This is a genomic window from Ralstonia mannitolilytica (assembly GCF_905397375.1).
GTDB lineage: Bacteria > Pseudomonadota > Gammaproteobacteria > Burkholderiales > Burkholderiaceae > Ralstonia > Ralstonia mannitolilytica.
In genome coordinates this window covers 18592-40608 of sequence record NZ_CAJPVG010000017.1, presented here as the reverse complement: position 1 = coordinate 40608, position 22017 = coordinate 18592, and the positions used below count along the sequence as shown (strand labels likewise).

Sequence of the window (22017 nt, the reverse complement as noted above, 5' to 3'; positions counted from 1 at the left end):
ATGGCCTTCGGATCCTTCGACAGCGATGACGAGGTGATGAGCGAGATCAACATGACGCCGCTGGTCGACGTCATGCTGGTGCTGCTGATCATCTTCATCATCACCATTCCCGTGATCAACCACGCGGTCAAGATCGACCTGCCGCGCGCGTCCAACAAACCCGACGATGCCAAGCCGCAAAGCGTGAATGTCGAGATCGACGCGCAGGGCCAGGTGTTCTGGAACAACCAGCCGGTCGACGAGGCCACGCTGCAGGCTGACATTGAAAAAGCCGCGCAGCAGCAGCCGCAGCCCGAGATGCACCTGCGCGCCGACCGCAACGTGCGCTACGAGCGCGTCGCCCAGGTGATGGCCGCCATCCAGCGAGGCGGCCTCGCGCGCATCGGCTTCGTGACGGAGCCGCAGCGCAACTGATTGCGCTCGCATAGCCGCACCGCATGCGACAGAACCCCCGTCCCCGCACGGGGGTTCGTCATTTCAGGGCCCGCATATTTGCAACAACACGATGCGGGCTGTACTTGTGACCCCTCCTCAGTTCGTCGACAGGATCGTTCAACGCACGCATGTCCCACGCTTCAGAATCCCCCGCCACCTCCCCACGTATCACCCTCGTCCCCCAAGTTGTCGTGCCGGCCCTCGCTGCCCTGGTGCTGCTGCTCGTGCTCTGCGCCGTTCGCCCCGAACTGGCCGACGTCGTGTTCGGCACCGCACAACGGTGGGTGACCGGACGCTTCGACTGGTTCTACACGCTGGCCGTCACGGGCTTTCTGGCCTTTCTCATCATCGTGGCGGCGAGCCGCTTCGGCGATATCCGCCTGGGCCCCGATGAGGCCGAACCCGAATTCAGCTTCGTCTCCTGGGCGGCCATGCTCTTTGCAGCGGGCATGGGCATCGGCCTGATGTACTTCGGCGTCGGCGAGCCGATGCAGCACTACCTGCAGCCGCCGAGCGCGAACCCGCAGACCGCACTCGCCGCACGCGAGGCCATGCTCACCACGTTCTTCCACTGGGGCTTTCACGCCTGGGCGATTTACGGCGTGATGGGCCTGGCACTGGCGTACTTCGCCTTCCGCTACAACCTGCCGCTGACGATGCGCTCCGGGCTGTATCCGCTGTTGCGCGAGCGCATCAACGGTGCGCTCGGCCATGGCGTGGATGCGTTCGCGCTCATCGGCACCGTCGCCGGCATTGCGACGACGCTCGGCTACGGCGTGTTGCAGCTGGGCGCGGGCCTGCACCTGGTGGGCGGCTGGCAGACCGACTCCGATACGTTCCGCGTCGTGCTGGTCTGTGGCGTCGTTGCGCTTGCCGGCGCGTCGGCGGCATCGGGGCTCGGCAACGGTGTACGCCGGCTGTCCGAACTCAACCTCGCGCTGGCGTTCCTGCTGCTGGCGTTCGTCATCATCGCCGGCCCCACGGTGTTTCTGCTGCAGGCCTTCAGCGAGAACGTCGGCGACTACCTGTCGAACCTGGTCAGCCTGTCCTTCCGCACGTTCGCGTACACGCCGCCCAATGCCAGCGATTGGTTCGGCAACTGGACGATCCAGTACTGGGCGTGGTGGATGTCGTGGTCGCCGTTCGTCGGAATGTTCATTGCGCGCATCTCGCGCGGGCGCACGGTGCGTCAGTTCGTGATTGGCGTGCTCATCGCCCCCACGCTATTCAACCTGCTGTGGATGACGGCCTTCGGCAACACCGCCATCTGGCTCGACACGCATGCCGCCATGGGCAAGCTCGCCCAAACGGCCACCAATGTCGATGCGCTGCTCTTCCGCTTCTTCGACTTCTTCCCGGGCAGCACAGCGCTGTCGTGGCTGGCCATCGTGCTGATTGCGGTGTTCTTCATCACGTCGGCCGATTCGGGCGCCTTCGTGATCGACACCATCGCTTCACGCGGTGCCGCGCATTCGCCCGTGTGGCAACGGTTGTTCTGGGCGGCCGTGCTGGGTGCGACGGCTGCCATCCTGATGCTCGCCGGCGGGCTCAAGGCATTGCAGGCGATGACGCTCGTGGCCGCGCTGCCCGTGGCCATCATCATGGTGTTGCTGTGCTACGGGCTGTGGCGCGGCATGTTGGCCGACCGCGCGCACTATTCCCGCGAGCTTGGCCCGGCGACGTCGTTCTGGAGCGGCCAGCACTGGCGGCGGCGCCTCGCGCAGATGGTCCACCCCGCCACCGAGGCCGACGTCCGCGCCTTCCTCGCCGGACACGTACGGCCCGCCATGAACGACGTGGTGGATGAACTGCGCGCCCGCGGCATCGAGGCACATGTGCGCGAAGCGGAAGACAGCGTGCGCCTGGTCATTCCGGACGCATCGCACCGCGATTTCGTCTACGGCGTACGCGTCGTTGCCAAGCTGCTGCCGGCGACCACACCGCGGCAGGCGGCCGAGGCGGAAACCGCGATCGTGCACGAACCGGTGACGTTCTTCGAAGACGGCCGCGAAGGCTACGACATCGAATATCTGCGGGACAACGAGATCATCGCCGACATCCTTCGCCACTACGAGCGTTACCGCGCGCAACTGGCCGATGAGCGTACGCGCCTGCTACGCGAGGCACCGGGCCACACCTGAGCAGAACCGGGCTTCACGCCCGGTTTTCTTTTTGGCGCTGGCCGCGAGCAGCCACGTAAGAATTCGACTTGTAATGATAACGATTCTCATTTAGACTGCTCCGCATTCACTGCAGCGCCTTGCCAGCCAACGCTTTTTCATCAGGACACCGCCATGAACGCCGCTGAACACCAGGATGCAGGACGCACCGTGACGCGCCGTCGCCACGTCATCGTGGCCCGCACGCGCCAAGCCAGCGCCAACACGGCACCCGCAGCGCCGGCGGCCGCACCGGCGGCTTCCCTCGTCGGCGACACGCGTGTCATGACGTCGGAGCAGCTGTTTGCCGGCCAGAGCGCCGTCGCCATCCAGCACAACGGCGCGGTGTACACGCTGCGCGTCACGCGCTTCGGCAAGCTGATCCTGACCAAGTAGCACGCAACGACTTTTGTGGGGACGTCTCTCTCAGGAGACATTCGGCCGTAGCCAGCCATCGTCAATTCGCGTTGGCAGATTCCAGACCCATCTGCCGGACGACGCCAGCCAAGCCGTTCTTTGCCCCGGATTCCCTGCCTCAAACAAACAGGGCGCGACCTGCGCCGCGCCCTCTCTTGCCTTCGCTCGATGCGCTGCCGACGCGCGTCAGCAGATCACGTGCACAGCCGCAATACCCGCCTTGGCGATCTGTACGTCTTCGGCGGACTTCACGCCCGACACGCCAACGGCGCCGGCGCACACGCCCTCGACAAGAATCGGCACCCCGCCCTCTAGCATGCCCTGCAGATGCGGCGCCGACAGGAACGATACGCGGCCGTTGTTGATGATGTCTTCGTAGATCTTCGATTCGCGGCGGCCGAGCGCAGCCGTCTTGGCCTTCTCCGGCGCGATATACGACGAGATGACCGCACAGCCGTCCATGCGGCGCAAGCCCATGAGATGGCCGCCATCGTCCACCACTGCGATCGTCACGGCCCATTGATGCGCCCGCGCTTCCTTCTCGGCGGCATCCAGGATCTTCGTGACATCGTCCTGGCACAGGCAGGGCTTGGTTTTCATGACGTTCTCCTTGGTTGTCGTAGTGCACATGCGCGACACTTCGCGCGAAGCAAAAGTATGCCACCGGCATGCGTCGGTTCCACGGCAGGATCGCGGCCTCCGACGCAACTGAGCCGATACCTGGTGTGCTTTCAGTATCGTCGCAGATGGGCCGTGCGCCAGCCCTCCTTGGGGTGGACGTTAACACGCGCCACCGCCAATGCAGATGTGCAAACAAAAAGCCCGGGTATGCCCCGGGCCTGATGTTGCATTGCAGAAGGACGCGTCACGCGCCGTCCGTAAAGGCATCGCGGCGGTCCACCCGTGCGCCCTCCGTGTACGGGTCGCGTTGGCCCACCCTGGCGCCGTCGGTGTACGGGTCTGCGCGGTTCACCTTGGCGCCATCCGTGTAGGGATCAGCACGGCTGACCTTCTGTGCGGGCCGGTATGGATCGACCGAGCCAGCGTGCGCGACTGCCGCACCTGCAGCCATGGCCAGGCCGCTTGCGACTGCGAGCAGCGTACGGGTTGCAAAGCGTTGCGTGTTGACTTGCATGAAGACTCCTTCGACGAGTACTGCAAACATGCCGTGCGCCGGCGTCCGGCACACACCTTCCGCACCGTTTCATGCGGATGCCATATCGAGCGGACAGACGCGCCATCGGTTCTGCCCCGCGCTGCTTTGTCGCGAGGCGGCGATCGTGCATCGTCCTTCCATCTCCACGCAGATGCCATGCCATCGCGCACGGCCAAAACGAAAGGCTCCCGAAGGAGCCTTTGGCCTTGCATCATCGCGCCGTTCAGCGCCAGCGCCCCCAATGGCGCCCGTCGTACCAGCGATAGTGCGGGCCCCAGCGGTACCAGCCCGCACCCACCACGACGGGAGCCGGACCGTAATAGACGGGCGCCGGCGCGTAGTACACAGGCGGCGGGGGCGGCGGCGCGTAGTAGGCCGGCGGAGGCGGCGGGTAGTACACCGGAGCCGGAGCCACATACACAGGAGCCGGCGCAACCGGCACGCCAAACCCGATGCCGACGCTCACGTGCGCCGACGCCACTCCCGGCACGGCCAGCACTGCGAGTGCGGCCGCACCTGCAATCCACAGCACATTGCGTCGAATCATTTCCATCACCTGCTGCTGGTGCGCCGGGCAAGTTCCGTAGCCGGCGCGGAATACGGTATCTGTATTCTATTCAGGGCCGCGCACACAGGTGATACGGCGCCCGCGATTTGGTAACAGAACGTAACGGCGCGGGCGCTGCGGGCACCCCTGCCGATCAGTCTAGCGCGGGGCTGCAGTCGAACTGCCCGCAGGCGATCATCGCCTCGGCATAGGCCCGCGCTGCCTCCAGCGCGATCCCGGCGCTCGGGTAGGTGTTCGACGATTCGCGCACGGTGGTTCGCGGCAACAGCACTTCGCCGCTGCTCATGTGCACGATGCTGACTTCGGCTCGCCATGCATCGGGCGAGAGTTCATACGCGGATACTTCGATTTTGCAGTCGTCTCGGAAAGTCATGTGTCCTCCGGTTCGCATTGAGGAAGCCGGCTGTCAATGCACGAACAGCCAGATCAACAGCAACACGACCGCGGGGACACCCAAGAGCCACGCAACGAGATAGGACATGATGACCTCCTACATGTTGATGGACATGTAGGAAGTGTAGAAACAGGCGCACGGGCCGGCTGTCCAAACCCGCCCGCACCGTCTTGTAGGACAGTGCCGAAATCGATGTCGGCCCAGTGCCGACGGGTGTCGCCTGTGTTGGGCGCCTAAGGTGCAGCGCCCGTCTTGGCGACAGCGTCACTTGCGGCTTGCGAGGCCGCCCCTTCAGCGGCTTCAGCGGCCGCCACCTCGAGGCCCACCGACGCCTTCAAGAACTTCACGGCAGCCTCCGCGCCCGGGGGCACGGCATCGGCGAGGTTCTCTGCGACATGGCCCCACTGGCGGCGCACTTCATCGCCATGACGCTGCAGCGCGCGGGCGATGCCATTCTGCGTCTCCATGCCGATCTCCACCACGTTGCGGGTATAGCCGGAAACCCGTTCTCCGGCCGGCTGGAGATAGCGCGCCTGCGCGTTCCACCACTGCGCGGCATCCTGCGCACCCACGGCCTCCTGCACGCATTGCTCGGTCTCGCCCAAGCCGGCCTTGAAGGCCTGGAGGTTCAGCGCGATCAGGCGATTGACCCCACCAAAGGTCTCTTCTGTGACGGCCATCCAAGCCTCGAGCTGCGATCGTTGCAGGATGCCGAGTTGCTCCAGAGTCATCATGTCGGGTTCTCCGTCGTGAGATCGATCCATACATCCGGCAAGGGCCGGGCGTTTCAGTGTAGCCGCCTGCGATGCCGATTTCTTTGGCATCCCCCGTTTGTCCTACAGAGGTTTCGGACCGCTTCGCCTGGGTCGGACAGCCGCAGCGGCATACAGTGACAGGCGTTCTTCAACCGACCGTGGAGTCATGATGAAACGTCTCACCGCTGTCCTGCTCGCTACCGCGTTCGTTGCTGCTGCACCGCAGGTCTCTGCGCAAGTCGCGGGCCACGCTACGCTCGGGGTCTCGGTCACTGAACTGGATGCCGTCATCAAGGGCGTGAGCGTGAAGAAGCAGGTGCTCGGCAAGCCGGTCTACAACGAAGCCAACGAGAAGGTCGGCAGCGTGCGCGACCTGATCGTGACGCCAGAGAACGCGGTGTCGTTTGCGGTGGTCGGAGCGGGCGGCTTTGTCGGCCTCGGCCGCCATGACGTCGCCATCCCTGTGAACCAGTTCAAATACGACCAGGGCCGCATCGTGTTGCCGGGCGCCACCAAGGACGCCATCAAGTCGATGCCCGAATTCCAGTACGAACGCCAGGAGAAGCCCGCCAAGGCGCGCTGACATACCGGGAACTCTTGCGCACGGCGCCGTGCTCGCCACGTCGGAATCGGCTGACACGGTTTTCAGGCAACGATGGCTGCACATTCGCCCGAACGTGCCCTTCAATACAGGTACACAAACGACAGAAGGAGTTCGTCATGCGTGCCTTCGTATCCTTGATCCTGGCGGCCGCAATGGCATCCGTCAGCGGATGCGCGGACATGACGCCAAAGCAGCGCAATACGGCGCTGGGCGCGGCCGCAGGTGGTGTCGCCGGGGCGGCCATCTGGGGCGGTCCAGGCGCCACACTGGGCGGTGCTGCGCTGGGTGGCGTGATCGGTAACGCCGCCACCAAGTAACCCGCCATCCGTCGCGCCCTCGAGCGTGTGCTGCGAACTGGGGCCAGGCGATCCGCCTGGCCTTTTTGTTGCCTGAGAGTCCCCATCCCATGGTGCGCTTGCGCGTACGCATCGACACCGGCCGGCGCATAATCAGCGTTTTCCGACGGAGGCGACGTGCGATACGAGCAACCGGGTTCTGGCGTGGCCAGCACACCGATCCTGAGCGTTGATGGCTTGCGCAAGCGTTACGGCGACCAGACCGTCGTCGATGACCTCGGCTTCAGCGTCCGGCGCGGCCAGTGCTTCGGGCTGTTGGGGCCGAACGGCGCGGGCAAGACCACCTCGTTGCGCATGCTGCTCGGCATGACGATGCCCGACGCGGGCACCGTGCTCCTGTGCAACGAGCGCGTCCCGGAGTTTGCCCACCGCGCACGCATGCGCGTGGGCGTTGTCCCCCAGTTCGACAACCTGGATCCGGACTTCTCCGTCTCGGAAAACCTGCGCATTTTTGGACGCTACTTCGGGCTGTCCGGCGCCGTGATCCGCGAACGCATCCCGGCCCTGCTCGAGTTCGCGCGGCTCGAACAGAAGGCCGACGCGCCAGTGCGGGCGCTGTCGGGCGGCATGAAGCGCCGGCTGACCGTGGCACGCGCGCTCATCAATGATCCGGACATCCTCGTCATGGACGAGCCCACCACGGGGCTCGATCCACAGGCGCGGCACCTGATCTGGGAGCGGCTGCGCTCGCTGCTTGCCGCCGGCAAGACCATCCTGCTGACCACGCATTTCATGGAAGAAGCCGAGCGCCTGTGCGACGAGCTCTGCGTGATCGACAACGGCCGCAAGATCGCTCAAGGCAAGCCGCACGAGCTGATCGCCCGCGAAATCGGCTGCGATGTGGTGGAGGTCTACGGCGATGACCTCAACACCTTGCGCGCGCTGCTCGCACCGCTGGCCGAGCGTGTCGAGACCAGCGGCGAAACGCTCTTCTGTTACGCACGCGATCCGCAACCGCTAGTCGCCGCGCTGCGCACCCAGGCCGAGACGCACACGCTGCCAGGCCTGCGCTACCTGCACCGCCCTGCCAATCTCGAAGACGTCTTCCTGCGCCTGACCGGCCGCGAAATGCGTGATTGACGCCTGACCGAACGAACTTCCCCATGTCGACCGAAACCGCTCCCCGCGTCGCACAGCAGAGCGCATACCCGCAGCCGCTGCTGCCGCTGAACTTCCGTAACTGGCAGACCGTCTGGCTGCGCAACTTCATGGTCTGGCGCAAGCTGGCCATCCCGTCGATGGCGGGCAACCTTGCCGATCCGATGATCTATCTGTTCGGCCTGGGCCTGGGCCTCGGATTGCTGGTCGGGCATGTCGACGGCGTCTCGTACATTGCCTTCCTGGCGGCCGGCACGGTGGCCTCGAGCACGATGATGTCGGCCAGCTTCGAGGCGATGTATTCGGCGTTCTCGCGCATGCACGTCCAGCGCACGTGGGAGGCCATCCTGTACGCGCCCCTCACGCTCGGCGATGTGGTGCTCGGCGAGCTGATCTGGGCGGCAAGCAAGTCGGTCCTCTCTGGCCTGGCGATCATGCTGGTGGCGGGCGCACTCGGTTATGCATCGATGCCGGCGGCGCTGCTCGCGCTGCCGGTTGTCGTCCTCACGGGGTTCACCTTCGCCTGCCTGGCGATGAACATGACGGCGCTGGCGCCCAACTACGACTTCTTCATGTTCTACCAGACGCTCGTGATCACGCCGATGATGCTGCTTTCGGGCGTGTTCTTTCCGCTCTCGCAGTTGCCCGCGCCCGTGCGCGCCGTCACGAATGTCCTGCCGCTGCCGCACGCCGTCGAACTGATCCGCCCATTGATGCTCGGCCGCACGCCCGACCACATCCTCGTGCATCTGGGGGTGCTGCTCCTGTACGCCGTGGGAGCGCTGTGGCTGTGCCTGTGGCTGCTGCGCCGTCGCATGCTGAAGTGAAGCGCGCCGGCGCACGCCCAACAAAAAGCCCGTCTCGAAGACGGGCTTTTTGTTGGGCTGCGCAGACGGCCTATTCGTTCACGGCCGAGCGCTGCAGGTGCAGTTGCGTGCGCGGATCATCGTTCTGCGCCTGGTCGCCGCGCGCCGCCGAGCTGTTGCGCGACGCTTCCAGGCGGTCGAGGTACGCCTCGTCGATGTCACCGGTCACATACTTGCCGTCAAAGCAGGACGCATCGAACTCCTTGAGCGCCGGGTTGACGTCGCGCACGGCGCGCTTCATGTCTTCCACGTCCTGGTACACGAGCTGGTCGGCACCGATGATCCTGGCGATCTCTTCGTGCGTGCGGCCATGCGCCACCAGCTCGCCGCGCGTGGGCATGTCGATTCCGTACACGTTCGGGTACTTCACGGGCGGCGCGGCCGAGGCAAAAATCACCTTCCTGGCGCCCGCATCGCGCGCCATCTGCACGATCTCGGAGGACGTGGTACCGCGCACGATGGAGTCGTCCACGATCAGCACGTTCTTGTCCTTGAACTCGATCGCCATCGCATTGAGCTTCTGGCGCACCGACTTCTTGCGCACGGCCTGGCCCGGCATGATGAACGTGCGGCCGACGTAGCGGTTCTTGAAGAAACCCTCGCGATACGGCACGCCGAGCCGGTTGGCGACCTGCATGGCAGCCGGACGCGACGAATCGGGAATCGGCATCACCACGTCGATGCGTTCGGTCACCTCGCGCTTGATCTTCTCGGCCAGGTAATCGCCCATGCGCAGGCGCGCGTCGTACACCGAGACACCGTCTATGCGGGAGTCCGGACGCGCCAGGTAGACATACTCGAAAATGCACGGCGTGAGCTGCGGGTTCTCGGCGCACTGCTTGGTGTGCAGGTTGCCTTCGAGGTCGATGAAGATCGCCTCGCCGGGCGCCACGTCGCGCTCGAACTTGAACCCGATGCCCTCCAGCGCCACCGATTCGGACGCCACCATGTACTCGATCTTGCCGTCCGGCGTCTCCTGACTGCCCAGCGCCAGCGGGCGGATGCCGAACGGGTCGCGCACAGCCAGCACGCCGTAGCCGGAAATCTCCGCGGCGATGGCGTACGAGCCGCGCACACGCCGGTGCAGCCCTGCCACGGCGGTGAAGATGGAATCGCGGTCGAGCGGAATGTCGTTGCTCGCGCGCTGCAGCTCATCGGCCAGCACGTTGAGCAGCACTTCGGAATCGGACTGCGTGTTGATGTGGCGGCGGTCGCGCCGGAACATCTCTTCGCGCAGCTGATCGGAGTTCGTCAGGTTGCCGTTGTGGGCGAGCACGATGCCGAACGGCGCATTGACGTAGAACGGCTGGGCCTCTTCTTCGCTGGAAGAACCGGCCGTCGGATAGCGCACCTGGCCGATACCGCTCGTGCCGGGCAGCCCGCGCATGTTGCGCGTGCGGAACACGTCGCGCACCATGCCGTTGGCCTTGTGCATGTAGAAGGTGCTGCCTGAGGCGGTGGCAATGCCGGCCGCGTCCTGCCCCCGGTGCTGCAGCAGCAGCAGGCTGTCATAGATCAGCTGATTGACAGGCGTGGACGAAACCACGCCAACGATACCGCACATGTCGATCTCCAGCGAGAACGTATTGGTGGCGCCCACACCCGTTGCAGGCGCCGAAAAAACCTGCCGGACGACCAGCTTGTGGCCAAGCCGCCCGAATCAATAGTGGACGTATTTCGCGACGTCCGGCGGCAACAGCGGCTTGGCCGCCTGCACCGCCTGCTCCGCATACGGCCGCGTGATGGCATCGCGCCAGAACGGCTGCTCCGGCAGGCTCGTGAAGCCCGCCACCGTCATCAGCACGAGGATGATCACCCCGCCGCGCGCCAGCCCGAAAACCATGCCCAGGCCGCGGTCTGCCGGCTTGAGCCCCGCGCTCGTGAGCACTGCCGACAGCAGCGCGCCCACCAGCGACGTCGCAATCACCGTCACGATAAACAGTAGGACGAAACCAAGCACGGTGCGTGCGACCGGCCCGCCCGGCAGCGACTCGGGCATCCACCCTGCCGCCACCCCCGAAAACGAATACGCGACCCATGCGGCAAACAACCAGCCGAGCAAGGCCAGCACCTCGCGAATCAGCCCGCGGAAGAGCCCCACCAAAGCCGACGTGACGACAATGAACAGCACGCCGTAGTCAAAGAAAGTCGGTTGCATCAGACAGCGGCCTGCATCGGCACGTACGTGGTCCGGATGGCGCAGCGGGTCATTGCGTCTGGCGAGTGCGCGCTTGGCCGCATGGCGATGGCGTTATTGCTGAACGAGTTTGGGCGTCAGGCCGATCTGTTCGGCGCGCTTTTGCGCGGCTTCGGCCGAGGCGCGGTCCTTGAACGGGCCGGCACGCAGTAGCGCCAGATCGCCCTTCTCGGGCACCTTCCTGTGTTCGATGTATCCCGGAATCTTGTCGGCCTTGAGCTTGCTGAGCCAGTTGTGGGCACGCTCCTCCGAGGCGAAGGCGCCGATCAACAGGATGAACTTGCCGTCCTTTGGATCGGCAGCCGGCGCGGCGGCCTGTTGTGCCTGCTGGGGCGGCTTCGCGGCGGGCTTGGGTTCCGGCACCGGCGTCGTGCTTGCCACGGTCTTGGGTGGCGTCGGCTTGGCGTCGGGTTGGGCCTGCGGGGCCCCGGCGTTGGTGCTGGGAGCGGGGGCATCGGTGGAGGCCACGACCTCTTCGCCCTGGTCCAGCGCCTGCGCCTGATCCTGCGTTGCGCGCGGCCTGGAGCGCCGGCTGGCGACCTTCGGCTCATCGCTCGAAGCGTTGGCGCCGCGGTCCACGGGCTGGTCCTGGATCTGCACCGCCACGGCATCCGTCACCGGACGCGGCTTGGCGTCGAACACCAGCGGCAAGACGATCACCGCTGCGCCCACCAGCACCACTGCACCGATCAGGCGGCGGCGGGCACGTTGCTTCTGCGGGAGCTGAGGGTCGAGGCCGTCATCGTCGTCATCGCGACGCGATGCCCGGCTGCGGGCCTTGGACGACGCACGGGACTCGCGGACCGCGTCACGCGCCACATCCGCGGCACTGCCGGCGGCATTCGCTGATACGCCGCGCGAGCGTTCGCCTTCAGCGTTCCTGCGGGAGGAAAAGATGGAAAGCAGTCCCATGGGGCACCCGGGTTTAGTGCGCGCGACTCTTGCGCTCCGCCAGCACGCCGGCAACGGTGTAGAACGATCCGAAGACCACGATTCTATCATCCTCGGTTGCGCGCTCCATGGCGTTGCGATAGGCCGTGGCGGGATCGCTGAACGTGCTGACGCTCGTATCCTTGCCGGCACGGAAGCCGGCGTCGGCCAGGGCCGCCGCTAGGCTTTGGGCGGACGCCGCACGGGGGGTCGGCAGGTCGGTCAGGCACCAATGGTCGACCTTGTCCAGCATGTGACCCAGCACACCGGCGATGTCCTTGTCCTGCATTGCACCAAACACCGCGTAGGTGTAGCGGAAGAACCCCATGTTTTCGAGATTCTGGCCAAGCGCCGCGGCGGCATGCGGATTGTGCGCGACGTCGAGAATCACGGCGGGGCGGCCCGGCAGCACCTGGAACCGGCCGGGCAGCGCCACTTGCGACAGCCCCAGGCGCACGTCCTGCGCCGAGATCGGCAGCCGGTCACGTACCGATTCGAGCGCAGCCAGCGCGGCCGACGCGTTCAGAAGCTGATTCGCCCCGCGTAGCGCCGGGTACCCCAGGCTTGACCACCGCCGGCCTCGGGCGCTGAAGCCCCATTGTTGCTTGTCGCCCTGGAAGTTGAAGTCGCGGCCGATCAGCCAGAGGTCTGCGGCAACGGCCTCGGCGTGCTTGACCAGCGAAATCGGCGGCACCGGATCAGAGCAGATGGCCGGCTTGCCCGGGCGGAAAATTCCCGCCTTCTCGAAACCGATCGCCTCGCGCGTATCGCCCAGATAGGCCATGTGGTCCAGGTCGACGCTGGTGACGACGGCGCAATCGGTGTCGATGATGTTGACCGCGTCGAGCCGGCCGCCGAGCCCCACCTCCAGAATCACCGCATCCAGCCCCGCATTGGCGAACAGATGCATGATCGCCAGCGTGGTGAATTCGAAGTACGTCAGGCTGACAGGTGTCTCGAAACTGCAGCGCGCGCGCTCCACCGCCTCGAAATGCGGCAGCAGCATTGCGTCGGTGGCGATTTCGCCGTTCACGCGGGCGCGCTCGTTGAAGTCGATGAGGTGCGGCGACGTGTGGCACCCGACCTTGTAGCCCGCCGCCAGCAGGATCGACTCGAGCATCGCGCAGGTCGAGCCCTTGCCGTTGGTACCGCCCACGGTGAAGACGACGGACTTGAGCTGCAGTCCAAGTGCGTCGCGCACGCGGCTGATGCGAGCCAGGCCCATGTCGATGCCGACCGGGTGCGCCGTTTCGAGATGGGCAAGCCAGTCAGACAGAGTGTCGAAAGTCTGCATGCGATGAATGCGCGCGGAACCGGCCGCGCAAAAACAAGAAGCGCGGACTCATCGCCCGCGCTTCGATGAACGGATGTCGCGCATCAGGCCAGCGCGTCGGCTGGTTGCTTCTGCAGGAGGGCCAGGAGTTCGGCGATCTCACGGCGCATGTTACGGCGGTCGACGATCATGTCGATGGCGCCCTTCTGCAGCAGGAACTCGGCGCGCTGGAAGCCTTCCGGCAGCTTCTCGCGCACGGTCTGCTCGATCACGCGCGGGCCGGCAAAGCCGATGAGCGCCTTCGGCTCGGCGATCACCACGTCGCCCATGAAGGCGAAGCTGGCGGACACACCGCCCATGGTCGGATCGGTGAGCACGCTGATGAACGGCAGCTTGGCCTCGGCCAGCTTCTGGATCATCGCCGTGGTCTTGGCCATCTGCATCAGCGACAGCAGGCTTTCCTGCATACGCGCGCCGCCCGTGGCCGACACGCAGATGAACGGCACCTTCTGCTCCAGCGCCGTCTGCGCGCCGCGCGTGAAGCGCTCGCCCACCACGGAACCCATCGAGCCGCCCATGAATTCGAACTCGAAGCAGGCCACGACCACCGGCAGCGCATGGATGGCGCCGCCCATCACGACCATGGCGTCGGTTTCGCCGGTATCGTCCATGGCCGCCTTGATGCGGTCGGGGTACTTCTTGGTGTCCTTGAACTTCAGCGCGTCGACCGGCAGGATCTCCTGGCCGAGTTCGTACCGGCCCTCTGCGTCGAGCAACGCATCCAGCCGCGCGCGCGCGCCGATGCGCATGTGGTGATCGCACTTCGGGCAGACGTGCAGGTTGGCTTCGACGTCAGTGCGGTACAGCACCGACTCGCAAGCGGGGCATTTGATCCAGAGGCCTTCCGGGATGCCCTTGCGCTGCGACGGATCGGTCTGTTGGATCTTGGGCGGAAGCAGTTTGTCCAGCCAGCTCATGCGTGCTCCTTGAATACGGGGTCGCGAAGATCGGGGCGGCGGTCAAGCATCGAGGGCCTGCCGGATCTCTGCGATGAAATCAGTCAGACATTGTACCGCTTGTTCGCGCGGAGCCTCTTCCAGCAATTGCACAATGCGGGATCCGATGACCACCGCGTCGGCCACACCGCCGATCGCGCGTGCCGTTGCCGCATCGCGGATGCCGAAGCCGACACCCACCGGCAGGCGCGCGTGCTGGCGGATCTGCGGAATGCGCGCGGCCACGGCGTCCAGATCGATGGTGGCAGCGCCGGTCACGCCCTTGAGCGACACGTAGTAGATGTAGCCGCTCGCCACCCGGGCGATCTGCGCAATGCGTGCCTCGGTGGAGGTGGGCGCCAGCAGGAAGATCGGGTCGATGCCGGCATCGCGCATGGTCTTGGCAAAGCCCTCGCACTCCTCGGGCGGGTAGTCGACCACGAGCACCCCGTCGACGCCGGCTTCCGATGCCGCCTTGGCGAACGCGTCTGCGCCCATGCGCTCGATCGGATTGGCGTAGCCCATCAGCACCACGGGCGTCGTCGCGTCGGTGGCGCGGAACGCACGTACGTATTCGAGCACGGTGCGCAGGCCGATCTTCCTGGCCAATGCGCGCTCGGACGCACGCTGGATCACCGGGCCGTCGGCCATCGGGTCGGAGAACGGCACCCCCAGTTCGATGACATTGGCGCCGCCCTTGACCAGCGCATGCATCAGGTCGACGGTCATCTCCGGGTACGGGTCGCCCGCCGTGATGAACGGAATCAGGCCCTTGCGGCCCTGCGCGGACAACTGCGTGAAGGTTTGAGCAATGCGGGACATGGCAGGATCAGTGGGTCAGGCAACCTTGACGGTGTCGGGCGCCTGCGAATCAGTCGGTTGGGCGTTGGCGGCAGCAGCATGCACCGCGGCGACGCGGTGGCGCGCCACACGGCAGTACTCGGCGTTGATCTCGAAGCCGGCAAAGCGGCGGCCGAGGCGCGCGCACGCCGCGGCCGTCGTGCCGCTGCCCAGGAACGGGTCGAGCACCAGACCGCCGGGCGGGCAGCTTGCCAGGATCATGCGCTCGACCAGTTCCAGCGGCTTCTGCGTGGGGTGCTCCGCGCGCTCCGGGTCTTGCCGATGCAGGCGCGACACGCTCCACACGTCTTTCGGGTTGTAGCCGACCTCCAGCCACTTCTTGCCCTCGAAACGCTTGCGGCTGCGCGCCTTCTTGGTTTCGGCGTCGTACGGGATGCGCACGGCGTCGACATCGAAGTAGTAATCGCGCGAAGCGACAAAGAAGCCGATGTTGTCATGCACCGACGAGAACTTGCGCGTGCTGCCGCCCATGCTTGGCACGCGGCGGTCCCAGATGATCTCGTTGATCATCGTGAGGCGCCGCTTGAGCATCACGAACAGTTCCGGCGCGTATTGCCACGTGCAGAACAGGTAGAGCGATCCGTTGCGCGCCAGCTTCGGCAAGACCGCGTCGATCCAGCGCTCGGACCAGGCGAGGTACGCATCGCCCGACAGCTTGTCGGAATCGTTGCCGTAGTCCTTGCCCAGCCCGTACGGCGGATCGGCGATGACGAGGTCCACACTGCCGTCAGCCAGGTGCCGGACCCCGGCAATGCAGTCCTCGTTGAAGATGCCGTCGATGGCGCGCTCGGTCATGCGGGTGCCAATGCCTTCAGGTTCAGAGCTTGATGCCGGAGAGCTCGGCGACGGTGTGCATGTCCTTGTCGCCGCGGCCCGAGAGGTTGACCAGAAGGATCTTGTCCTTCGGCAGCGTCGGCGCCAGCTTGCAGGCATACGCGAGCGCATGGCTCGATTCCAGCGCCGGGATGATGCCCTCCATGCGGCACAGGTCGTGGAAGGCCTGCAACGCTTCCTTGTCGGTGACGGGGACGTACTCGGCGCGGCCCGCATCCTTCAGCCAGGCGTGCTCGGGGCCGACACCGGGGTAGTCCAGACCCGCCGAAATGGAATGCGTCTCGATGATCTGGCCGTCCTCATCCTGCAGCAGGTACGTGCGATTGCCGTGCAGCACGCCCGGCGACCCGCCCGTGAGCGATGCCGCGTGGCGGCCCGTCTCGATGCCCTCGCCCGCCGCCTCCACGCCGATCAGCTTCACGCCGGCGTGGTCGATGTACGGATAGAAGATTCCCATGGCGTTGGAGCCGCCGCCCACGCAGGCGATCACGGCGTCCGGCTGGCGGCCCGTCATCTCGGGCATCTGCACCTTGCACTCCTCGCCGATGACGGCCTGGAAGTCGCGCACCATCATCGGATACGGGTGCGGGCCCGCCACCGTGCCGATGATGTAGAAGGTGTCGGCCACGTTGGTCACCCAGTCGCGCATCGCTTCGTTCAGCGCGTCCTTGAGCGTGCGCGACCCCGATTCCACCGGCACCACGGTCGCGCCCAGCAACTTCATGCGGTAGACGTTCGCAGCTTGGCGGCGCACGTCTTCGCTGCCCATGTAGACGACGCATTCCATGCCGTAGCGCGCGGCAATCGTGGCGGTGGCAACACCGTGCTGGCCGGCGCCCGTTTCCGCAATCACGCGCGGCTTGCCCATGCGCCGTGCCAGCAGCGCCTGGCCGATGACGTTGTTCACCTTGTGCGCGCCGGTGTGGTTCAGGTCTTCGCGCTTGAGGTAGATCTGCGCGCCGCCGCAGTGCTCGGTCAGGCGGCGCGCGTGATAGATCGGCGACGGACGGCCGACGAAATGCTTCAGCTCGTACTCGTATTCCTTGATGAACTCGGGATCGTGCTGGTAACGCGCATAGGCGTCGCGCAGTTCATCGAGCGCGTGGGACAGCGTTTCCGCAACGAAGGTGCCGCCGTAGGGGCCGAAATGGCCGTGGGCGTCGGGCAGGTTGTACATGGCAATCTCTCGAGGCGTCCGCCGCAGCCACCAAACAAGGGCGCATCGGCGGAAGAATTCAGGAAGCGCGAACCGCGAGAGACCGGCCGACCTGGCTCAGGCCTGCGCCGACGCGCCCAGGGCAGCATCGGCCTCGCGGACCGCACGCACGAATGCAGTCATGCGGGCGTGGTCCTTCACGCCCCGTGCGGCCTCGATTCCGCTGCTGACATCGACAGCGTAGGGCCGCACGCGCTCAATCGCGCCAGCGACGTTTTGCGCGCTCAACCCACCACTCAAAACGAGCCGAGGAGCGGCGCTTGGCAGTGCGGAGTGCGAGAGCCATTGCGGGGGAATCAGGGTCCAGTCGAAGACGTGGCCGCCACCGCCGTACCCCTCGACAAATGCGTCGAGCAGCAGGCCTTGGGCAGCGGCAAACCGATCGGCGAATTCTACCAAATCAGCCCCTGGCTGAACACGCAGGGCGCGCAGCCAGGGCAGCCCGACCTTGCCCGCAATCTCGGCACATTGCTCGGGCGTTTCGTCGCCGTGGAACTGGAGCAGCGTGAGCGGCACCTGGTCGAGCACGCGGGCCACGTCGTCCGCGCTGGCGTTGACGAACAGGCCGGTGACGGTCACGAACGGCCCGGCACGGCGGGCCAGTTCAGCCGCGCGGTCGGTGGCGACGTAGCGCGGGCTGGGCGGATAGAACACCAGCCCGATGGCGTCGGCACCGAGCGCAACGGCGTGGTCGACGTCGGCCGGCTGGGTGAGGCCACACAGTTTGATGCGGGTTCGGTGGAGAGACATGGCGGATTCAGAGCCCGGCGTGCTCGTCGAACACGCCGCGGAACAGGCTGGCCGATGCCGGAGACGCCGGCAGCTGGAACGCATCAGGATAGCCCACCTCGGCCAGGTACAGCCCGTCCGGCATGAACGTCGGGGCTGCCGCCACACGGCTGCGGGCTGCAAGCACATCGGCCATCCACGATGCCGGCTGGCGGCCGCGCCCGATCGCCACCAGGCAGCCCATGATGTTGCGCACCATGTGGTGCAGGAAGGCGCTGCCGCGAATGCGCACGAACACCCATTCGCCCTCACCGCGCACTTCCGCCGAATACATCGTCTTGACGGGCGATTTGGCCTGGCATTCCGCCGCGCGGAAGGATGAAAAATCGTGCTCGCCGACCAGCACCTGCGCGGCTTCGTTCATCGCGGCCACATTGAGTGACTGCCCAGGCGGCAATGTCACATAGCCGGCTTTGCCGTCGAGCAGCGGCGCACGCGTCGGCCCGAACGTGAGCGCGTAGTAATACGTGCGGCGATGCGCGGAGAAGCGCGCATGGAAATCGTCCGGCATCGGCTGCGCCCAGCGCACGGCAACGGTCGGCGGGAGGAAGGCGTTCGTGCCGCGCACCCACGAGAACGGGTCGCGCACGAGGTCGGTGTCGAGATGCACCACCTGCCCCAGTGCATGCACGCCGGCATCGGTGCGGCCGGCCACGGTCGTCTGCAAAGGCACGCCCGCAAATTGGCGCAAGGCGGCTTCGAGCACGTCCTGCACGGTGTTGCCGTGCGGCTGCGACTGCCAACCCGAGAACGCGGCACCGTCGTACTGGATGCCGAGCGCGATGCGCGTCATGCCCTGTGAATCCTCATGCGGAAAGAAAAACGCCGGCAGGATACCACCCTGCCGGCGCCGTCGATGGCGTACAGGCGGTGCGTCAGCCGATCTGGCGCATCAGGGCCTGGGCCTCGGCGTGGAACGACGGATCGCCCAGGTCCAGCACTTCCTGCAGCAGTTCACGTGCGCCCTCCTTATCACCGATCTCGATGTAGGCCTTGGCCAGGTCGAACTTGATCTGCAGATCGCGCACGCCGTCGGTACCGCCTTCGCCGGACAGGGTATGCGGCAGGTTGGTGTCGAGGCGGATCGCCGATTGCGGTTCGTCGTTGGCCACGTCTGCGGGCTGGGCGTGATGCGGCTCGGCTTCGAAATGCATCGGCGCCTGCGACAGATCGGTCGGCTGCGCCCAGCTCGGCAGGCCAGTGTCAGCGGATGCGGCGGGAGCGGCGGCTTCCTCAGCCGGCGGCGTCGGGTTCAGATCGAGCGAGAGGTCCGACAGATCCATGTGCAGCGGCGGCGTTGCGATGGGCTGATAGGCCTCGCCGGCATGCGCGTTGAACTGCGGCAGATCGGCTTCGGGCTCGGCATGCGTCTTGAAGATGTCCGAGGCCTCGGCGGGCGCGGTGATGGGCTCACCAGCCGCGGGGGCCGGGAACGAGTCCAGCGGCAGCTCCAGGTCCGCCAGCTGCGGCGCCTTGGTCGACGGAGCCGACGGGTCCAGATCCGGCGACAATGTCGTCCAGTCGTCGCCGCGGCGGGTAGTCTGTCCGGTCACCGTCGGGCTGAACGCTTCGGCGGCAACCGCGGCACCCACGCCGGCCAGCGCGGCAGCGCCCGCTACGGCCGCACCGCTGTGGATGGGCGCCGGCTGGGCTTCTGCGGCGGGATGCTGCCCGTCGCCCTGCACCGTGAGGTACAGCGGGTTGGCCGGGTCGAACTTGCGACCCATCGCAGCCGCCTCCGCCCACTCCGGCGAGCCGGCACCGACCTGCGCCAGCATCTCTTCGGCAATGGTCTGGAAGCCATGTGCGTCCTGGCGATTGGCGTAGATCTCCATCAGCTTCAGGCGGATGGCCTGGCGGTCAGGATGCTGCTCCAGCGCCTCACGCAGGATCTCCTCGGCCTGCACATCGCGGCCGTAGGCGATATAGACGTCGGCCTCGGCAATCGGGTCGACTTCATTGCTCTCGTTGCTGCCGCCGATCCGGAAATCCGCGCCGAACACGCTGTGCTGCGACGTGTCGACGCTCTGGCCGCCGGCTGCACCGAACAGCGAATTGGCGCCGGCCATGACCGTGCTTTCCTGCGACAGCAGGCTGTCCTGGAAGCCGTGTGCCTGGTCGGGCTTCTGCTGGCGGCGGCGATACACCACCAGGCCACCCAGCAGCGCGATCACGAGTCCGCCCAGGCCCAGTGCCATCGGGTTGCCCAGGAGGGTCGAGAAGAACGATTCTTCCTCAACGGGCGGCGGCGCAACGACCACCGGTGCCTTCTTCGGTGCGGCGGCAGGCGCGGACGCAGCTGCTGCCGGTGCGCTTGCAGCAGCGGTCGGCGCGGACGCGGCTGCAACCGGCGCCGAGGCTGCCGCCGGTGCCGAAGCCGCCGCCGTTACGGACGAAGCGGCCGGCGTGTCGGCCTGCGCTGCCGCGGCCGGCTGCTCCTGCGCCGGCGTGGATGCTGCAGCTGCCGTAGCCGGCGCAGGCGCATTGCCTGCCGTCACCGCAGGGGCGGCCGCCACGGACGGCGCCGCTGAGGCCGGCTTGGCGGCATTGGCGGCCGCCTTGGCCAGCTCGGCGTTCTTCAACTCCACCAGGCGTTGCATGTCGGCGAGATTCTTCTCCAACTGTGCAACGCGCGATTCCATTTCCTTGAGCGCACGCTCCTTGGCGACGAGTTCCTCGTCGCGGGCCGCGGCAGCGCCCGCCTTGCCTGAACGCTCTGCCTTCGACAGGCGCAGCTCGTCGCGCCCGCTGGCTGCAGGCGTGGCTTGATCCTGCACGCGAGCCGACACGCTGCCGCTCTGCTGGCGGGCCGAATCGGTATCCGTGGCGGCGTTGGCCTCGGCAGCCGTGGCCAGCCGGTTACGGTAACCGGCAAAGCCCGACGTGCGGGCAACGACCTCGCGGCGCGCTTCACGCGGCGAAACCTTCTGGGCTTCGGCCTGCGACGGCACCTTCAGCACCGAACCGGTACGCAGCCGGTTGATATTGCCGCCGATGAACGCGTTCGGATTGTTGCGATACAGTGCGAGCAACATCTGGTCGAGCGACACGGCGTCCTGGCCCTGGGCCGCTGTCGACGCAATGTCGTACAGGCTGTCGCCCCGCTGCACGGTGTACGCGCCGCCGGACGCAGCGTCTGGGGCCGTGGCGGCGGGTGCGCCCTGCTGCGGACGTGCGGCCTGGCGAGCCGGGCGGTTCTGACGTGCCGGAGCCGCCGTGGATGCGGCAGGCGCCGCTGCCTGCGGCGGGGTCGCCGGGGCCGGCTCTGCCGCGCCGGGTGTCGTGGCCTGCACGACAGGCGTCGGCGCAAAATTCTGGGTGCTATTGCTGGAGCCCGCCGGATCGAGCAGGAAGGTGTAGGCGCGCGACACGTGGCCGCTTGCCCAGTTCAGATCCATCAGCACGTCAACAAACGGCTCCGCCACAGGCTGCGTCGAACGCAGGCGCACGACGTAATTGCCATCTGGCAGGCGCACGAGCGACGCGCGCAGCGACGAGACGATTGGGTTGTATGTCAGGCCGGCCCGGGCATAGGCGTCAGGAGCAGCCAACTTGGCGACCAAGTTTTGCGCCTCTTCGGGCGTCACACCGGTCAGATCGATTTCTGCCTGCAGCGGCTGCCCGAGGCTGGAACGCACATGCAGCGCACCAAAGCCCGCCGCCTGCGCCGTCGGTTGGATCAGCAGCAGGGTCGCGGCGGCAAATGCGACGGCCGACCAACGAGGACTGCGATGGGACGATTCTCTCCGGCGGTATTGGCTCACCCTCACCTTCGACTCCGTTATTTTGTAATGTGCAAACGAACTTAACATCAACGAGTTAGCGCAGCAAGTTCACCCAACAGGTGAAATGCGTGGATAAGAATCGCCGTCAATTTTTGTTCAATCGACAGGATTGGCACGATTCTGAAGCACCCGACGTACCCCCCGGAATGCGTGTGCTCCGATGCGGCGCCAACCCCTCCCCCGGCCTCGTCCACCCCACACACGGGGGGACGGCTGTCTTGCCGCAATGCTGGCCGCTATTGTGTACCAACGTTACAAGCAGTGGGCATCCAGATGGCACAACGCCGCGCAGGCCGCGCGGCGTTGGAGGAAAAAACGCACATTCTGTT

At 66.2% G+C, this 22017-nt stretch carries 23 protein-coding genes; 7 read left to right on the top strand and 16 right to left on the bottom strand.

Annotated features, from left to right (window positions below; translation table 11 throughout):
- From KHN96_RS21410 to hemP, 3 genes are all read left to right on the top strand, one after another.
- A complete protein-coding gene (locus KHN96_RS21410; RefSeq protein WP_062738410.1) occupies nt 1-414 on the top strand; it encodes an ExbD/TolR family protein in 414 nt (137 codons plus the stop codon).
- Between the two features lie 149 nt (nt 415-563).
- Nucleotides 564-2576 (top strand): BCCT family transporter, encoded by a 2013-nt coding sequence (locus KHN96_RS21405; RefSeq protein ID WP_062738409.1) that lies wholly within the window; start codon nt 564-566, stop codon nt 2574-2576.
- Between the two features lie 153 nt (nt 2577-2729).
- Complete coding sequence (gene hemP, locus KHN96_RS21400) at nt 2730-2990, top strand: hemin uptake protein HemP (RefSeq protein ID WP_045787154.1); 261 nt, start codon at nt 2730-2732, stop codon at nt 2988-2990.
- A 207-nt stretch (nt 2991-3197) separates the two neighbouring features.
- On the opposite strand, the gene KHN96_RS21395 is transcribed toward hemP, so the two are convergent.
- The 5 genes from KHN96_RS21395 to KHN96_RS21375 all read right to left on the bottom strand — a co-directional run bounded on the left by KHN96_RS21395 (nt 3198) and on the right by KHN96_RS21375 (nt 5863).
- Complete coding sequence (locus KHN96_RS21395; RefSeq protein ID WP_045787155.1) at nt 3198-3611, bottom strand: GlcG/HbpS family heme-binding protein; 414 nt, start codon at nt 3609-3611, stop codon at nt 3198-3200.
- A gap of 265 nt (nt 3612-3876) precedes the next feature.
- The gene (locus KHN96_RS21390; protein ID WP_062738529.1) at nt 3877-4146 is read right to left on the bottom strand and encodes a hypothetical protein; all 270 of its coding nucleotides are present in this window, start codon (nt 4144-4146) and stop codon (nt 3877-3879) included.
- A gap of 244 nt (nt 4147-4390) precedes the next feature.
- Nucleotides 4391-4720, bottom strand: coding sequence for a hypothetical protein (locus tag KHN96_RS21385; RefSeq protein WP_045787157.1), 330 nt, complete (start codon nt 4718-4720; stop codon nt 4391-4393).
- Between the two features lie 148 nt (nt 4721-4868).
- Nucleotides 4869-5108 (bottom strand): hypothetical protein, encoded by a 240-nt coding sequence (locus KHN96_RS21380; protein ID WP_045787158.1) that lies wholly within the window; start codon nt 5106-5108, stop codon nt 4869-4871.
- Nucleotides 5109-5362: 254 nt separating this feature from the next.
- Nucleotides 5363-5863 carry a phasin family protein gene (locus KHN96_RS21375; RefSeq protein WP_045787159.1) on the bottom strand — a complete coding sequence of 167 codons (501 nt, stop codon included), beginning with the start codon at nt 5861-5863 and terminating at the stop codon, nt 5363-5365.
- 190 nt (nt 5864-6053) lie between these two features.
- On the opposite strand from KHN96_RS21375, the gene KHN96_RS21370 reads away from it, so the two are divergent.
- The 4 genes from KHN96_RS21370 to KHN96_RS21355 all read left to right on the top strand — a co-directional run bounded on the left by KHN96_RS21370 (nt 6054) and on the right by KHN96_RS21355 (nt 8769).
- Nucleotides 6054-6467, top strand: coding sequence for a PRC-barrel domain-containing protein (locus KHN96_RS21370; protein WP_062738407.1), 414 nt, complete (start codon nt 6054-6056; stop codon nt 6465-6467).
- Between the two features lie 137 nt (nt 6468-6604).
- Nucleotides 6605-6805 (top strand): glycine zipper 2TM domain-containing protein, encoded by a 201-nt coding sequence (locus tag KHN96_RS21365; protein ID WP_045787161.1) that lies wholly within the window; start codon nt 6605-6607, stop codon nt 6803-6805.
- A gap of 156 nt (nt 6806-6961) precedes the next feature.
- Entirely contained in the window at nt 6962-7924 is a 963-nt protein-coding gene (gene nodI, locus KHN96_RS21360) for a nodulation factor ABC transporter ATP-binding protein NodI (protein WP_045787162.1), read from the top strand.
- Between the two features lie 23 nt (nt 7925-7947).
- Nucleotides 7948-8769: an ABC transporter permease gene (locus tag KHN96_RS21355; RefSeq protein ID WP_045787163.1), complete on the top strand. Its 822-nt coding sequence runs from the start codon at nt 7948-7950 to the stop codon at nt 8767-8769.
- Nucleotides 8770-8839: 70 nt separating this feature from the next.
- Here the strand turns inward: KHN96_RS21355 and purF are convergent, their stop codons facing one another.
- From purF to tapV, 11 genes are all read right to left on the bottom strand, one after another.
- Complete coding sequence (gene purF / locus KHN96_RS21350; protein WP_062738528.1) at nt 8840-10372, bottom strand: amidophosphoribosyltransferase; 1533 nt, start codon at nt 10370-10372, stop codon at nt 8840-8842.
- 96 nt (nt 10373-10468) lie between these two features.
- Complete coding sequence (locus KHN96_RS21345; RefSeq protein WP_045787164.1) at nt 10469-10966, bottom strand: CvpA family protein; 498 nt, start codon at nt 10964-10966, stop codon at nt 10469-10471.
- 93 nt (nt 10967-11059) lie between these two features.
- Complete coding sequence (locus KHN96_RS21340) at nt 11060-11917, bottom strand: SPOR domain-containing protein (protein ID WP_062738406.1); 858 nt, start codon at nt 11915-11917, stop codon at nt 11060-11062.
- 13 nt (nt 11918-11930) lie between these two features.
- Nucleotides 11931-13229: a bifunctional tetrahydrofolate synthase/dihydrofolate synthase gene (gene folC / locus KHN96_RS21335; protein WP_062738405.1), complete on the bottom strand. Its 1299-nt coding sequence runs from the start codon at nt 13227-13229 to the stop codon at nt 11931-11933.
- A gap of 83 nt (nt 13230-13312) precedes the next feature.
- Nucleotides 13313-14185 (bottom strand): acetyl-CoA carboxylase, carboxyltransferase subunit beta, encoded by an 873-nt coding sequence (accD, locus tag KHN96_RS21330; RefSeq protein WP_045787167.1) that lies wholly within the window; start codon nt 14183-14185, stop codon nt 13313-13315.
- A gap of 42 nt (nt 14186-14227) precedes the next feature.
- On the bottom strand, nt 14228-15025 hold the full coding sequence (gene trpA, locus KHN96_RS21325; RefSeq protein WP_045787168.1) for a tryptophan synthase subunit alpha: 798 nt from the start codon (nt 15023-15025) through the stop codon (nt 14228-14230).
- Nucleotides 15026-15040: 15 nt separating this feature from the next.
- Nucleotides 15041-15859 carry a DNA-methyltransferase gene (locus tag KHN96_RS21320; RefSeq protein WP_045787169.1) on the bottom strand — a complete coding sequence of 273 codons (819 nt, stop codon included), beginning with the start codon at nt 15857-15859 and terminating at the stop codon, nt 15041-15043.
- 22 nt (nt 15860-15881) lie between these two features.
- Nucleotides 15882-17075: a tryptophan synthase subunit beta gene (gene trpB, locus KHN96_RS21315; protein ID WP_062738404.1), complete on the bottom strand. Its 1194-nt coding sequence runs from the start codon at nt 17073-17075 to the stop codon at nt 15882-15884.
- A gap of 96 nt (nt 17076-17171) precedes the next feature.
- Complete coding sequence (locus KHN96_RS21310; RefSeq protein WP_062738403.1) at nt 17172-17864, bottom strand: phosphoribosylanthranilate isomerase; 693 nt, start codon at nt 17862-17864, stop codon at nt 17172-17174.
- Nucleotides 17865-17871: 7 nt separating this feature from the next.
- The gene (gene truA, locus KHN96_RS21305) at nt 17872-18696 is read right to left on the bottom strand and encodes a tRNA pseudouridine(38-40) synthase TruA (protein ID WP_045787172.1); all 825 of its coding nucleotides are present in this window, start codon (nt 18694-18696) and stop codon (nt 17872-17874) included.
- 82 nt (nt 18697-18778) lie between these two features.
- The gene (tapV, locus tag KHN96_RS21300; protein WP_115043888.1) at nt 18779-21673 is read right to left on the bottom strand and encodes a FimV/HubP family polar landmark-like protein TapV; all 2895 of its coding nucleotides are present in this window, start codon (nt 21671-21673) and stop codon (nt 18779-18781) included.
- Nucleotides 21674-22017 lie beyond the last annotated feature (344 nt).

What these genes read in the sequence shown, in the direction of transcription:
- accD (WP_045787167.1), bottom strand. Translation starts at nt 14,185, where the DNA reads ATGAGCTGGCTGGACAAACTGCTTCCGCCCAAGATCCAACAGACCGAT.
- KHN96_RS21310 (WP_062738403.1), bottom strand. Translation starts at nt 17,864, where the DNA reads ATGTCTCTCCACCGAACCCGCATCAAACTGTGTGGCCTCACCCAGCCG.
- KHN96_RS21380 (WP_045787158.1), bottom strand. Translation starts at nt 5,108, where the DNA reads ATGACTTTCCGAGACGACTGCAAAATCGAAGTATCCGCGTATGAACTC.
- KHN96_RS21345 (WP_045787164.1), bottom strand. Translation starts at nt 10,966, where the DNA reads ATGCAACCGACTTTCTTTGACTACGGCGTGCTGTTCATTGTCGTCACG.
- KHN96_RS21390 (WP_062738529.1), bottom strand. Translation starts at nt 4,146, where the DNA reads ATGCAAGTCAACACGCAACGCTTTGCAACCCGTACGCTGCTCGCAGTC.
- KHN96_RS21375 (WP_045787159.1), bottom strand. Translation starts at nt 5,863, where the DNA reads ATGATGACTCTGGAGCAACTCGGCATCCTGCAACGATCGCAGCTCGAG.
- KHN96_RS21410 (WP_062738410.1), top strand. Translation starts at nt 1, where the DNA reads ATGGCCTTCGGATCCTTCGACAGCGATGACGAGGTGATGAGCGAGATC.
- trpB (WP_062738404.1), bottom strand. Translation starts at nt 17,075, where the DNA reads ATGTACAACCTGCCCGACGCCCACGGCCATTTCGGCCCCTACGGCGGC.
- KHN96_RS21320 (WP_045787169.1), bottom strand. Translation starts at nt 15,859, where the DNA reads ATGACCGAGCGCGCCATCGACGGCATCTTCAACGAGGACTGCATTGCC.
- KHN96_RS21370 (WP_062738407.1), top strand. Translation starts at nt 6,054, where the DNA reads ATGAAACGTCTCACCGCTGTCCTGCTCGCTACCGCGTTCGTTGCTGCT.
- KHN96_RS21355 (WP_045787163.1), top strand. Translation starts at nt 7,948, where the DNA reads ATGTCGACCGAAACCGCTCCCCGCGTCGCACAGCAGAGCGCATACCCG.
- KHN96_RS21365 (WP_045787161.1), top strand. Translation starts at nt 6,605, where the DNA reads ATGCGTGCCTTCGTATCCTTGATCCTGGCGGCCGCAATGGCATCCGTC.
- purF (WP_062738528.1), bottom strand. Translation starts at nt 10,372, where the DNA reads ATGTGCGGTATCGTTGGCGTGGTTTCGTCCACGCCTGTCAATCAGCTG.
- folC (WP_062738405.1), bottom strand. Translation starts at nt 13,229, where the DNA reads ATGCAGACTTTCGACACTCTGTCTGACTGGCTTGCCCATCTCGAAACG.
- KHN96_RS21405 (WP_062738409.1), top strand. Translation starts at nt 564, where the DNA reads ATGTCCCACGCTTCAGAATCCCCCGCCACCTCCCCACGTATCACCCTC.
- KHN96_RS21385 (WP_045787157.1), bottom strand. Translation starts at nt 4,720, where the DNA reads ATGGAAATGATTCGACGCAATGTGCTGTGGATTGCAGGTGCGGCCGCA.
- KHN96_RS21395 (WP_045787155.1), bottom strand. Translation starts at nt 3,611, where the DNA reads ATGAAAACCAAGCCCTGCCTGTGCCAGGACGATGTCACGAAGATCCTG.
- KHN96_RS21340 (WP_062738406.1), bottom strand. Translation starts at nt 11,917, where the DNA reads ATGGGACTGCTTTCCATCTTTTCCTCCCGCAGGAACGCTGAAGGCGAA.
- truA (WP_045787172.1), bottom strand. Translation starts at nt 18,696, where the DNA reads ATGACGCGCATCGCGCTCGGCATCCAGTACGACGGTGCCGCGTTCTCG.
- trpA (WP_045787168.1), bottom strand. Translation starts at nt 15,025, where the DNA reads ATGTCCCGCATTGCTCAAACCTTCACGCAGTTGTCCGCGCAGGGCCGC.
- hemP (WP_045787154.1), top strand. Translation starts at nt 2,730, where the DNA reads ATGAACGCCGCTGAACACCAGGATGCAGGACGCACCGTGACGCGCCGT.